This window comes from Alkalibacterium putridalgicola, assembly GCF_900109825.1.
Taxonomy (GTDB): domain Bacteria; phylum Bacillota; class Bacilli; order Lactobacillales; family Carnobacteriaceae_A; genus Alkalibacterium; species Alkalibacterium putridalgicola.
This window is the reverse complement of the sequence record NZ_FOBL01000019.1, coordinates 13,002-26,648: the sequence shown is the minus strand read 5'-3', so window position 1 is coordinate 26,648 and position 13,647 is coordinate 13,002. Positions and strand designations below refer to the sequence as shown.

11 protein-coding genes are annotated in these 13,647 nt (G+C 46.7%); 6 read left to right on the top strand and 5 right to left on the bottom strand.

Translation table 11 applies throughout. The annotated features are described in order from the left end of the window. Nucleotides 1–67: 67 nt before the first annotated feature. From BMX84_RS07405 to BMX84_RS07395, 3 genes are read left to right on the top strand one after another with little or no spacing between them, the layout of a single operon-like run. Nucleotides 68–1,915: a glycyl radical enzyme family protein gene (locus tag BMX84_RS07405; protein ID WP_218142353.1), complete on the top strand. Its 1,848-nt coding sequence runs from the start codon at nucleotides 68–70 to the stop codon at nucleotides 1,913–1,915. Between the two features lie 32 nt (nucleotides 1,916–1,947). Continuing rightward, complete coding sequence (locus BMX84_RS07400) at nucleotides 1,948–2,511, top strand: ECF transporter S component (protein ID WP_246119086.1); 564 nt, start codon at nucleotides 1,948–1,950, stop codon at nucleotides 2,509–2,511. A 20-nt stretch (nucleotides 2,512–2,531) separates the two neighbouring features. Further along, nucleotides 2,532–2,933, top strand: coding sequence for a DUF4430 domain-containing protein (locus BMX84_RS07395; protein ID WP_091488529.1), 402 nt, complete (start codon nucleotides 2,532–2,534; stop codon nucleotides 2,931–2,933). A 560-nt stretch (nucleotides 2,934–3,493) separates the two neighbouring features. On the opposite strand, the gene BMX84_RS07390 is transcribed toward BMX84_RS07395, so the two are convergent. The 3 genes from BMX84_RS07390 to BMX84_RS07380 all read right to left on the bottom strand — a co-directional run bounded on the left by BMX84_RS07390 (nucleotide 3,494) and on the right by BMX84_RS07380 (nucleotide 6,629). Then, nucleotides 3,494–4,243: an alpha/beta fold hydrolase gene (locus BMX84_RS07390; protein WP_091488527.1), complete on the bottom strand. Its 750-nt coding sequence runs from the start codon at nucleotides 4,241–4,243 to the stop codon at nucleotides 3,494–3,496. A gap of 16 nt (nucleotides 4,244–4,259) precedes the next feature. Beyond that, nucleotides 4,260–5,060, bottom strand: a complete 801-nt coding sequence (locus BMX84_RS07385) for an AAC(3) family N-acetyltransferase (RefSeq protein ID WP_091488526.1) — start codon at nucleotides 5,058–5,060, stop codon at nucleotides 4,260–4,262. A gap of 441 nt (nucleotides 5,061–5,501) precedes the next feature. Further along, entirely contained in the window at nucleotides 5,502–6,629 is a 1,128-nt protein-coding gene (locus BMX84_RS07380) for a 3D domain-containing protein (RefSeq protein WP_091488524.1), read from the bottom strand. A 323-nt stretch (nucleotides 6,630–6,952) separates the two neighbouring features. Between BMX84_RS07380 and BMX84_RS07375 the strand changes: the two genes are divergently transcribed. From BMX84_RS07375 to BMX84_RS07365, 3 genes are all read left to right on the top strand, one after another. Next, nucleotides 6,953–8,518 carry a Ppx/GppA family phosphatase gene (locus tag BMX84_RS07375; RefSeq protein WP_091488523.1) on the top strand — a complete coding sequence of 522 codons (1,566 nt, stop codon included), beginning with the start codon at nucleotides 6,953–6,955 and terminating at the stop codon, nucleotides 8,516–8,518. A 2-nt stretch (nucleotides 8,519–8,520) separates the two neighbouring features. After that, on the top strand, nucleotides 8,521–10,650 hold the full coding sequence (locus BMX84_RS07370) for an RNA degradosome polyphosphate kinase (RefSeq protein WP_091488521.1): 2,130 nt from the start codon (nucleotides 8,521–8,523) through the stop codon (nucleotides 10,648–10,650). 133 nt (nucleotides 10,651–10,783) lie between these two features. Continuing rightward, nucleotides 10,784–11,764, top strand: coding sequence for a LacI family DNA-binding transcriptional regulator (locus BMX84_RS07365; protein ID WP_091488520.1), 981 nt, complete (start codon nucleotides 10,784–10,786; stop codon nucleotides 11,762–11,764). A gap of 50 nt (nucleotides 11,765–11,814) precedes the next feature. Here the strand turns inward: BMX84_RS07365 and BMX84_RS07360 are convergent, their stop codons facing one another. Continuing rightward, nucleotides 11,815–12,723 carry a metal ABC transporter permease gene (locus BMX84_RS07360; protein ID WP_091488518.1) on the bottom strand — a complete coding sequence of 303 codons (909 nt, stop codon included), beginning with the start codon at nucleotides 12,721–12,723 and terminating at the stop codon, nucleotides 11,815–11,817. After that, nucleotides 12,720–13,646, bottom strand: a complete 927-nt coding sequence (locus BMX84_RS07355; protein ID WP_091488516.1) for a metal ABC transporter permease — start codon at nucleotides 13,644–13,646, stop codon at nucleotides 12,720–12,722. Before BMX84_RS07355 ends, BMX84_RS07360 begins: the two co-directional genes overlap by 4 nt. Between the last annotated feature and the right edge of the window lies 1 nt (nucleotide 13,647).

Genomic DNA, 13,647 nt, shown 5'->3' with positions numbered 1-13,647 from the left:
ACCGTGTCGCCAAGCGCAAGGACTTATGAGGTAACGCTCATAAGTAAGATATAGTCCAAGTATACGCTTGACTGGCGTAGGATTTAAAGCAACGAAAAAAACGATCAAACACCTGACGAAGATCAGAACGAACACCACTTTGCTTCATTCTGAATACAAGCCTGTTCCCGTAGAAAAACGACTGGAAAACACAAAAGTCGTCAAGATGGAAAACGGCTATGCTAAGATCTACGTTGGGGATTCCAAAGAAGGATGGGTAGAATCCCTCAACGAATACCTGAACTTACTCACTAAAAAAGAAAACGAAGAGATCCACACGATCAAAATCAGTTATAACAGTGTCCGTCCAGAAGGCGAACGACTGAAAACATTCGGCGGAACAGCTTCAGGCCCTTCCCCGCTTCAGGAAATGTTCGAAGGCATCAATAAGGTGCTGAAAAACGAGATCGATCCGTATCTGGATCCGATTGAAACTGACGAGAAAGGCTACGGTAACGTCCGTCCGGTACATCTACTGGATATCGGTAACCTTATCGGCGCGAACGTCGTTGTTGGTGGCGTTAGAAGAACCGCTGAAATATTCCTGTTCGACGCAGATGATCATGAGTCCATGTTCGCAAAATACGGCATGAACGGCATCTGGACCGAAGAACAGCTTGCGCATCACAAGAAAATCGGTAAGCTTTTAGAAAAATCAGGTCTGAAACCACGCTGGTTCGACAACCTGAACGCTGTTGGTGACCGCCGCGAAGGACTGGATCATCGTCGCATGAGCAACAACTCCATCGCTTTCGAGAAAAAACCGGAGCGCGACTTCCTTCATCTGGTCTTTGAAATGATGCAGCTTGAAGGGGAACCTGGTTTCTTCAATATGGAAGAAGCCCGTCGTCGCCGACCAAATGCTGAAGGTGTGAATCCGTGTGGCGAGATCATCCTGGATTCTAAAGGCGTCTGTAACTTGACGACTATAAACGTTAAGGCTTTCGTTCAGGAAAACGAAGACGGCACACACAGCCTTGACCTGGACGGACTGAAACGTGCTCAGGAGCTTTCTGCCCGTATCGGTCTGCGTATGACCCTGACACCTCTCGAAATCGATTCATGGAACGAGATCCAGCAGCGTGACCGTCTGATCGGGACCTCTGTCACCGGCTGGAAAGATGCCCTGGCGCTTGTCAATGCGACGGATGAAGATGAAGTAAAATGGATGAACGAACTGCGCGATGCTTCTCGTAATGCTGCAGATGAGTATGCAAAAGCCCTGCGTGTGAACGCACCGCTCCTGGCTACAACGGTTAAACCTGAAGGGACTTTATCACAAGTTGCCGGCGGCGTTTCACCTGGCGTGCACATGAGTCACAGCCCGTACTACATCCGACGCGTCCGTATCAATGCAACGGATCCGCTTGTCAAAGTGGCTAAAGAACTTGGCTGGAAGATCCATGCTGAGATCGGCACGGCTAATATATATGATCAGAGTGAACTGGCTAAAGCTGAAGTGATCGAACAGGCCCGTACAGTCGTTATCGACTTCCCTGTCGCAAGTGGAGCCAAACGTACAAAAGAAGATACGTCAGTCGATGAACAGTTCGATACCTACTTCCGCTTCCAGAGAAACTATGTGGAACACAACGCATCCAATACGATCGATGTGAAACCGGGCGAATGGGCTCAGGCAGAACAGCGCGTATGGGATGGCTGGAACGACTTTGTAGGGGTATCATTCCTGAGCCATGACGGCGGGACCTACACTCTTGCGCCTTATGAAGCCTGCACGAAAGAAGAATATGAAGAACTCAAAGCGTCCATGCGTCCGTTCGATGCCGGATTGCTTCATCAGTTCGAGAAAAGTGAAACGGAAGCCGATCTGGAAACGATGGAAGCCTGCTCGTCAGGTGTCTGCCCGATCAGATAAACTATTTAAATCGACGGAAAGGAGAATGAAAAGTGAAATCTGCACCATTAAGTAAACAATCCACGTTCTCGAGAGGCCGTACGTATACACTCACGCGTATCGCTCTGCTGACCACACTTGTTTCAGTGGGAAGATTAAGCTTTTCCTTTCTTCCCAACGTCCAGCCGATGACCGTGCTGCTCGTCTGCATCACCTTATATTACGGATGGAAAAGCGGCCTGGCCGTTTCCCTTTTGTCCGTGCTGCTCACCAACTTTTATCTTGGTATGGGCCCCTGGACGATCGCTCAATTCGCAGCGTATTCTGTGCTGATCGGCTTGACCTATCTGCTCGAGGACTCTTATGAATCGATCCCGCTGCCAGTGATGCAGTTCTTTGTTGCCTTTCTGGGGATCGTATACGGACTGATCATCTCGCTCGTTCAGGCACCGTTTTTCGGATGGAATATATTCGTCCCCTACTACTTGTCGGGATTGCCTTATGACATCATGCACGCCGGCGGGAATATCGTATTCTTTGCACTGCTCTACCCCATCGCTATGCGGGTCTTTCAACGAGCAGATCAGAATACATCGAATGTGCACCAACAACGTTAAGTAAAGAGGAGAAACTGATCATGAAAAAGAAACAGAAAACACTGGTAGCTATTGCAGTCGGTGTGATCCTGGTAGTGTTAGCACTCGTATTTAGCGGTATGCTTTCAGATGATGCGGCCGATCCGGCAACTTCAGATGAAATGAATGACGTAAATATCGTTATTTATGCCGATGAAGAAGAAGTTGCCAACGAATCATTCGAAGTCGAAGATGATACAACACTGATGGAAATTATGGAAGATAACTTTGAAATGATTGTATCGGATGAAGGATTTGTTGAAGCAATCGAAGGCTATGAACAGGACCCCGATGAAGGTTTATACTGGATCTTTGAAGCCAACGATGAAATGGTCGAAGAATCCGCTGAAGACTTCGTTCCAGAAGATGGCGATATCGTCATATGGAATTTAATGGCTTTTTAACTTAATGATATAAACAGGTGAGGCTCTTTTATGGGGACCTCGCCTGTTTTTTACATGACATTTCATGTTTTTTTCTCAACTCCCCGGGTGAGGCTCACTGGGTTAAAAGAACTGGCAGAAACTTTTGTTAACTACCCCTCTATTATAAGTGGAGTTAACAAAAGATCACGTAACTTCTATTAACTCACTGTCTTTAAACACTGACAGTTAACATAAAATGCCCCATCTTTTAATAACTCAATTATTTATTTCCCTACACTTTATAAAAGAAGGGCCTTCTTCTATAAACTCATCAGTTATTCGATTTAGGGTTCATAAAAGATGGGCTTTCTTTTATGAACTCATCCACTTTTTCTTTGAGGACTTGCTAGAAGTCTGACCATTTTCTATTAACTCTCTTATCTGAGACATATGAGTTAATAGAACTGAAATCATCTTTTCTCAACCCTAAACAATACATGTCTTGTATTACAAGAAGAACAGCTTAGAACTGCTTGTTAAGATAAAAACCATTCCACGAGTATCCGTGGAATGGTTTTTTCTCATCTTCATGACCTTATTTATTCGTTCACCTTAATCATTTCTTTAAGGAAAAAAGCAGTGATTTCCTTCATCGTCGGTACTTTAACAAGATGTTCTTCGTCTTCTTCGATAAACGTCAGGTTCCTGTCAGGATTCTCTTTGACGAATTCCTCGACATGGTCATAAGGGACGATCACATCGTGAATGCCATGCCAGAACAATACGGGCCTGTCTCCCAGCGTTTCAGGATGATAGGACAAATCGTAATCCGGTACCCAGCCGAGCAAGGATTCATAGTCATGCGGGAAAAAGCGGTCGAGCTTTGAAGCGTGACCCATGATCCGCTCACGGTATTTTACTGGCTGAGGCGAACCCATAATGCAGGCTGCCGCTTTTATTTCGGGATGATGCGTAAGCAGCGCGCATGTCGTGATCCCACCCATCGACACGCCTCCCGCTGCTATCCGGTCATCCACTACACCCAGTTTTTTAAAATGGTTCACGATGAATCCAAATTCGAACAGATTGGTGTGGATACTCTGCCAGAAAGTCAGTGAAGGGATCTTGGTGATCGGCTGTTTCCGCTCTCCGTGATTGGCCGCATCCGGCAGCAGGACACGAAATCCCGCCTCAGCTAAATAGCGGCCCTGTGTCAGCACCAGTTCCTTTGATGACTGCCAGCCGTGATAATAAACGATCAGCGGCAAGGTATCGTTCCGCCTGGCTTCTTCGACGACTTCCAGCAAAGGAATCGTTCCTAATGTACGTTTGCGTATCGTTAACTTCATTTTTTCACCTCTTGAGTCAGCTTTCACTGCGTTTATTCTGAAGGTAATAGCGCCACTCATCAGCAAGCGGTTCGTTATCTGAAAACAGATCAGGCTTTTTCAGCAGCAGTTCAGTCAGTAGGTCTGCCGTTTTTCTGGCATCAATGATGCGCACATCTGCATCGCCAAATGTACCTTTTCTCATGGCCCCTTCTTCCATCAGTATCCCATCAACTTTCCAGTAATGCTCGGACGCATGTGAACCGGAATGGCGACGGGATGGGACATGAACCTTTTCACCTGTGTGAAGGACACTGTACAAGTCTTCATGCGACTCGGTCATCCGTCCGGGAGTGTCCACCCACTCCTCGATGCCATGAATAAAGGTGTTTCTCGTCAAGTCGACTCCGATCAGCAGAATCTGAGCATCTCTATCCACAAGTTTTCCCCAGACAGATTCTCTGGCACAAGGCGTGTCGTGTCTGTATTCTCCTTCAGTGAAAAGTTCAGCGTCTTTGCCTAGTGCAGCGACCGAATGCGTCGGGTGTTCAGACCGGAAGACATTAGCCCTGTGCCTGAATTTCTCAGTCAGCATCCCGACATTCGAGGGCGACTCATTAACGTCAAAGACGGGATCGTCTTTAGTGATATAGTCCCAAGTATGTGTCGGCAGGACCAGCAGTCCGTCTTTCATATAGGCACTCAGACTGTCTAACACCGTCTCCGGTCCGCCTTTGACTTTCCCAATACTTTTATATGAAGAATGAACGAGCAGTGTACCTTTACTGTTGATATTCAGCTGCTTCAGATCCTGAACCAGTGATTCTTTTGTATGCATGGTTTCCCCTCATTTACTATTCGTTATACTAATGATTAAACAGGATAGCTGCAGAAAATGCAACTGAACCGCGAACCTCACTATCCTATGACTGATCATCAGTGTATCCCAAGACCGTCTTTTTATGAATAAACCGAAGTTGTCCAGCATTCGGCTCATTCACTAAAGCGGATCCCTATAGAAGAGGCCGAAAAACTCCTGATTCAACGTATTCGAGGCATGCAAAGAAATGGATAAGCTGACCTTCGGACCCATTTGGTTTATCTGACCGTTCAGTCATCACGAAAGCCCCGAAGTTTCAATCCTTCAGCTCTTTCAAAGCAGCTCGTAGTCTGAATAATCCCTACCCTTCTGTCACCAAAATCTGAGACATGAGACACAAAAACCAGCGGGAGATCCGTTAAGATCTCACTCGCTGGTTCTAATTAGAATCATACTGATTTATTTGTTTAAAATACGGACAGTCACATTGCGACGGCCCCACTGCAAGGCTTCAGCTACTGTCTTGAAGTGAATATCAATGATATTCCCGTGAATCGCACCGCCAGTATCACCGGCAATGTATACGCCCATGCCTTCGACTTCGACCATGGATCCAAGCGGAATAACAGAAGGATCGACTGCAATGACACGCGGATTGACACGCAGGTCAATGCCCATGTAAGTATGCGAACTTAACCCCGGCTGCTGAGTAGAGTAACCTGTAGCCTGAACTCTCACTGTTCGCCCAGAAGTTTGTGCCGGTTTTGACTCTTTTTTAGAGGCAGGTTTGGATTCAGCTTTTTTAGGTGCTGAAGTCTTAACTGTCTGCTCTGCTTTCGCTTGTTTATCGGATGAAGAAGTAGATACTTCCTGTTCGCCTGCTTCTCTCTCAGCGGCTGCTAAAACCGCTTCTTCTCTAGCCGCACGTCGCGCTTCTTCGATACGTGAAACTTCTTCAGCTTCTCGCTGGACAAGCGATGATAATTCAGACTGGTTTTCCATTATCATCGTCTGCAGGGAAGCCACTTTATCATCCAGCTCATCTTTCTGAGCCACAGCTTCTTCCTGCTGACCTTGTAATTCCACCCGTGAATCAACCAGTTGCTCTTTCAATGCGACAAGTTTCTGTGCTTCTTCTTCAGCCAGTTCGATCTGTTCGTTGCCTGCATCTGTCAAACGCATGAGCACCAGAGCTCGGTTGAACATGTCTGAGATGCTTTCAGATTCCAGCAGGGTCAGCACGATATTCTGTGACATTTCATTGACCTGCAGAGAATGCAGACGCTCGCTGGCCTGTTCTAATCTCGCTGCAACGATTTCTTCCTGATTCAAAATTTCTTTTTCAGTGTTTTCAATATCTGTCTCTTTTTCAGTTATGGTCTCTTCCAGCGTGACCAGTGTCTCGTTCAAGGTATTGACCTCTTCGATAACTGTATTGACATTCTCCTGAAGGGACTGGATCTCCTTTTCCGTCTGTTCCTGCTGGTCTTTGATCGTATCTAAAGATTCAGCTGAAGCAGGTTGTGCATTATTTAACTGCAAGAATGTTAAACCAATAACAGCCAAGCTCACTAGTCGTTTTTTCATGATTTATCGGACGATCCTTTCTGAATTAAGGGTTTGTATACGCGTTCAGTATTCAATGCCCAGTTATTATACCGATAAAACCTTTATTGTACATTTCGGTTCTCTTACAATTTGTTACAAAACATTGAAGAATACGCTCAACTATTGATAATATCAGCTGTTTTATGTAAAAGAACCGGTTATGATAGCGTTTTCTGTTATTTTGTAATATCATTGTAATGAAGTGTGCATTTTTAGACTTTATATAGAAAAAAATAGTATGATTAAAGAGAAGAGTATCACCTTAACGAGAAAGAAGCAGAACTAAATTAGGAGTGACGACTATGTCAAGAGAACGTTTTGGATTACTAGATGTCGGTTCGAACACCATCCGCTTGGTCATTTTTGAAAAAGATGATTATCAGGGTATAACGGAACTTCAGAACATAAAAACCCCCGCCCGTCTGGTTCAGTACCTGGACAGTGAAAATAAAATGTCGGAAGAAGGCATAAAGGTACTGATCAAAGTATTGAAAAGCTTCACGGATATCGCTGACCGTTATAATATTGAAGATCTTATTTCTATTGCCACAGCTGCGATCAGACAGTCAACGAACAGAGACGCGATCATCCGCCGTGTGAAAGAAGAAGTGGATCTGGATCTTGGCATACTGCCTGAAGAAAAGGAAGCCTACTACGGGAATTATGCCGTGAGACATACCATGGACGTCATTGACGGCGTCAGTGTGGATATTGGTGGCGGGAGTACAGAGGTCACTTACTTTAAAAACAAAGAAGTCAAAGAGATGCACAGTTTTCCGTTTGGGACAGTTTCTCTGCAGAAAGATTTTTTTGACGGAAAAGACCACAATGATAAAAAGGCGATAAAAAAAGCACGCAACTGGGTAAATGAACAGTTAAAGACCCTTGACTGGCTGGAAGGCCTCGAAGTCGTTTTAGTCGGGATCGGCGGTTCAGCACGCAACTATGCAGAAGTTTTCCAGCGTCAGAATGACTATCCGATCGCCGGCATCCATCAGTATTATATGTCCAGAAAAGATCTGTATGAGACCTTCGAGTTATTTGAAGACAGTTCCATGGAAGAAATGGCTGATATGGATGGCCTGAGCGAGGATCGCCGCGACATTATCATCCCCGCCGGGATCGTCTTCTCTGAACTGCTTGAAGTGATGCAGTCAGAAACATTTGCCATCAGTAACCGCGGGCTGCGGGAAGGCATCATTCTCGAGCGTCTGAATGAACAGTATGAAGATGCCTATGACTTGTTCGGGATCAAGCGTCAGACGGTTCAGCGCATGTTCAAGCAATACGATATCCGTCCGATCAGTGCCCATCAGCGGATCATCCTGGCTGACCGGCTGATCGAACTGATAAAAGAGAAAGGGATACTGGATGTCGAAGATGAACATCTCTATCTTCTGCATTATGGGGCCACACTCTATTATCTGGGCAGTTATATCGAAGATGATTCAAAATCCCAGCATACTTTTTATATCATCTCGAACACGAACCTGCATGGATTCAATCACCGCGATCGTGTGCGCCTTGCCTTACTAGCCAGTTACAAGAACCGCTCGCTGTTCAAACAGTATACAAGCGATGTTGAAGACTGGTACGATGAGAAAGAGCTTGACCTGCTGCTTTATATGGGCAGCATCATCAAGTTTGCAGAAGCCCTGAGTGATTCGCACGTCAATTTTGTCCAGGAAATGGATCTGGTCGAAACTGATGATGACGGCTATGTGCTTCAAGTCACTTACAGCGGCGATGCGATCGCTGAAGAGTATCGTGCCAACCGGCATAAAAACCATATTGAACGGGTCCTGGGGAAACCACTCGAGATCACGTTCAATAAAGAAACAGATGACTCAACCCAGACGGAGGTATGACTATGCAGGGGCAAGATAATTTACTGGAAAATCCGGATTACTATCAGAATAGAGAACTGTCGTGGCTGGATTTTAATGCCCGTGTGGTAGAAGAAGCAGACGACCCGACCAATCCGCTGCTGGAACAGCTGAAGTTCCTGGCGATCGGCAGTTCAAATTTAGATGAGTTCTATAAAGTTCGTGTGGCGGGTCTGCAGGATCAGCTGAAAATGGGGGTAAGTGAACCCGATACAAAGAAACAGTGGACACCAAAAAAACAGCTGCAGGAAATAACCATCAAGAATCAGGAGCAGGTCAGACGCCAGTATGCTCTTTTTGGTAAAAAGAAAAAGGAGCTCGAAAACTACTCAGTCTCCTTCACGACGATCGATGAACTGTCTGAGAACGACCGGGAACGGGCAAAAGGCCTCTTTAAATATGAGATCGCCCCGGCTATCACACCCTACGGCATCGATGCCTATCGTCCCTTTCCGCATTTAACAGACGGGGTGCTGCATCTATTCGTTCGCCTAGAAAAATCCGGCAAGCCTTTCATTGCCATCGTTCCTGTCCCCCAGCGGCTGAACCGCCTCTTTTCCCTCAAGAAAGACGGGGAGATCCTGCTGCTGTTTTCTGAGGACATGATCTATTCCTTTCTTTCAGATTTATTCAAGGGGTATAAAGTGACGTATTCCTTTACATTTCGTATCACACGGAATGCCGATCTGGAGATACAGGAAGAAGGGGCGGAGGATCTGCTGTCTGTTATCGAAGACTACCTGGAAAAAAGGAAAAATGGGATGGCGGTCAGACTGGAAGTCGATAACCGCAGGACCAGCCAGTCTGTTGAAAAGGACATCACGTATTTAAAGAAGGAATTATCCATCAAACAGCGGGATATCTATTACCTGGACGGTCCCATCGATTTGACCTGTCTGCATGAAGCGGTGGATATACTGAAAGATACCGGACTGAACTTATCTTTTGAGACGTTCGATCCTTCTTATCCAAAAATCTTTGAAAAGCAGTCGATCTACGATTTGACGGCCGATCAGGATCTGTTCTTCCATCATCCGTTTGATTCCTTTCAGCCGATCATTCAGTTTATTGAGCAGGCCGTTGCGGATGACCGCACCGTCGCCATCAAGCAGACCTTGTATCGCGTCAGCCAGGATTCTACTTTAGTACAGGCATTAGAACGCGCAGCGAAAAAAGGCATTCAGGTCACGGTACTGGTCGAACTGAAAGCCCGGTTCGATGAGGCGAATAATGTCCACTGGGCGAGAAAGCTTGAAGAAGCGGGTGCCCATATCCTTTATGGGGTCAAAGGACTTAAAACGCACAGTAAAGCGACTCTGGTCATAAAAAAAGAAACGCGTGGTTTCAGACGATATGCTCATCTGGGCACGGGCAATTACAATGAACAGACAGCCAGACTGTATACAGACATGGGGCTCATCACAGCAGATAAAGAAATCACTCAGGATGTGTTTGACTTTTTCAATTATCTGAGTGGCTATAATGAACAGCCGCCTTATCACTATCTGCATGTCTCTCCTTTTGATATCCGTGATGCATTCATCGAAAATATAGAAAAAGAGATCACTCTCCACAGACGCTATGGTAATGGTCACATTATTGCTAAAATGAATTCTCTGACAGATAAGATGATGCTGCTGAAACTGTATGAAGCCAGTCAGGCCGGCGTGAAGATCGAGCTGATCGTGCGCGGCATCTGCTGTCTGATCCCAGGCATCCAAGGCGTCAGCGAAAATATCACTGTCCGCAGCGTGATCGGTCGATTCCTGGAACACAGCCGTGTGTATTATTTCTATCATAATGGAGAAGAAAACCTCTATCTTTCTTCTGCCGATATGATGACCAGAAATATGATCAAACGGGTAGAAATCGCCTTCCCCGTATTGGATGAAAAATGGAAACGACACATTATTTCTATCCTTAAAATGTATTTATATGACAATGTCAAAGCTTGGAATCTGAACGCTGACGGGCTTTATGAAAAAACAAAACCCGGCAACAGAACACCTATCCATGCACAAAAAGAATTGATGCATCTGGAAAATACATTGAATACATCAAAGAAACGCAATGTATTGCATCGGATCCGCTCATTCATCACTCAAAGAAGCTGATAAAAAGGCAGACATCCTGCTCATTTTTCATGACAGTCCGTTAAACATTCACGGCTTGAAAAATGAGGGTCTCTGCCTTTTTTGATCTAAGTCATTGGAAATCTGCTATACTGAACAAAAAGGAGGTGCTCAAATGGCTACGACTATTCAGGATATCGCCAAGCATGCAGGTGTTTCATCCGCGACCGTTTCCCGCGTCATCAATACGAGCGGCTATGTGGGCAGTGAAACACGCAGGAAGGTGGAAAATGCCATAAGGGAGCTTAATTATGCGCCCAACAAGCATGCTCAGCTGCTGCGGACCGGCGAGACAAAAAACTTTGGCATCGTCAGTACCCAGTTCAATGAAACGGCTGTGCCCCGCATCAATTCCTTTATCGCTGCGGCTCACTCCGCCGGCTACACCACAACTTTGTTTATTACGAACGGTGACCAGAGGCGCGAGCGTGAGGCCTTTGATTTACTCCGGGCAAAAGAACTGGACGGTATTTTCCTGATCTACCGGGCCAACGATTGGGAAGTGCTGGAAAAATATCTGGAGGACGGTCCCATCGTCACCTTACATAATGTGGATACCCCTGGCATCCCCAGTGTGTTCATCGACCATTACGAAGGGAACCAGCTGGCTCTGTCCTATGCCTGGGATACCGGCTGTCGACGCATACTGAATGTGTACGGCACACCGACCGGTCTGAATACGACCCGTCGGATCGAAGCGTACCTTGACTTTTGTGCATCCAAGGACGTTGAATCCTATCCTTCCGACCCCTTTCTCCGCATCTTTTCGGCAGACGACGTCGAACATGTCGTGGACTGGATCGAAGGACAGTCACCCAGGCCCGATGCTGTCATTGCCCATTCTGATAACATCGCCGCGCTCCTTGTCTCACGACTTCAAAAAAGAGGATTCAATATCCCCGAAGATCTCTCGATTATCGGTTTTGACAATCTGTTTGTCAGCGAAGTCATGGATATGACCACTGTAGACTACGGCATCGAGGAACAAGGCAGAAACGCCTGCCGCTCCCTTTTAAAACAGCTCGGTAAAGCATCCGAGGGATTAACGCCCCTCACCTTCCGCCTGATCAAGCGCGGCACGACGAAAGACAGCTGAGACAACAAGGACGACCATTCTGATTTTACTAGAATGGTCGTCCTTTTTTGTCACGTTAACGTTTTTATCCGTTTATCCAGGAGCTTGCGGGCCCGCTTCTGATTCAGCTGCTGTTTGTACAAGCCTTTTCGAGGAGAAAAGACAAGGACCAGCAAGGTGGTGAAGCCAGTCACTACAGCGATCATACCTGCGATCGTCGTATCAAAAAAGAAGGCCAGCTGGACACCGCTGACGCTGTTGACGACAGCTATCAAAACAGTGATACTGATCATTTTCTTTAAAGAATGGGTGAGCAGGTAGCCGGATAATGCCGGTCCTACCATGAAGCCGACAATAAGGATGGACCCTACTGAATCATAGGCCCCAACGGCTGTGAGCGACACCAGCGTCATGAGTGCATAGTGGATGATCATGGGGGTGAAGCCAAGAGCCGCAGCAAAAGCCGGATCGAACGTCGTGATCTTCAATTCCTTGTAGAAAAAGAAGATGAACAGAGCATTCATGACGAGTATCACCGACATCACCCACAGAGACTGGGGGCCCATATCAAGGCCGAATACATCCACGCGTCTAAAAGGAGCAAAGGCCAGATCGCCCATCAAAACAGCATCTTCATCGAGATGAACATCTCCTGCATAGAGCGTGATCAGTATGATCGCGATGCTGAAGAAAAGTGGAAAGACGATCCCGATCGCCGCATCTGTGGACACGAGGGCTGAACGCTGTATCGTTTCGATCAGCCAGACGGTCGCGACCCCCACTAACGTCGCCCCGATCATCAAGAGGGGCGAATTCAGATCCTGAGTAATGAAGAAGGCTAAGACGATACCCAAAAGCACGGTATGAGTGATGGCGTCAGACACCATCGTCACACCTCTGAGCACCAGGAATACGCCGGGCAGTGCACAGGCTACGGCAACGACCACAGCGATCAAGGTGATTTCTGTAATCATGCTCATGACTGTCCCTCCTTCAAATCATTCAATCGGGTTAAAAAGTGTTTCTGTTTTTCCCGTTTTCTTATCCGTCTGGCGATCAAGCCCTGTTTAGGTGCGAATAAAAGACTGGCGAAAACAAAAAGACTGACGACGACAACAATGACTGGACCGGTCGGGATGTTATCACCCATTGAACTGACGAGTGTACCGATCACGCCGGAAAAGAAACCCGTCAGTCCTGCCAGGATCACCACTCTACTCAAACGGTGGCTCCATTGCCGGGCAGCGATGGACGGCCCGATCAGCAGCGCACTGATCAGGATAACACCCACAGATTCCAGTCCGATGATGATCGTCAAAACGATCATCATCGATAAAATAAATTCAATGACTTTGCTTGAAAAACCCAGCGTCCGACTGAACATCGGATCAAAGGTATAACATTTGAATTCCTTCCAGAACAAGACCACCAGCGTTAATAGGATCACACCGACACCAGCGATCAGCTGCACATCTCTTTGAAGCATTGCGCTGGCCTGACCAAAGATGAAACTTTGCAGACCAGCCTGCTGCGCGTTCGGATTATTCTGAATGGCCGTCAGGACCACAAGTCCCAGCCCGAAAAAACTGGACAGGACAAGAGACAACGCACTGTCCAGCTTGACCAGCGTCTTCCTGGTAATGAGCTGAATAAGTGCCGTCGCGATCAGTCCCGAAACGATGGCGCCTATCATCAGAAACAGCAGCTCTTTCCGCTGGATCATGACAAAAGCCAGACCGATCCCGGGCAAGGCAGCATGACTCAAGGCATCCCCCAGCAGGCTCTCTTTGCGTAAGGTCGCGTAAGTCCCGATCACCCCGCTGAGAAGGCCGATGATTCCTGTACCCAAAGCCACGAGCTGAAAGGTGTAGTCAGATAAAATCGTAAACAATTCAATCAGCATC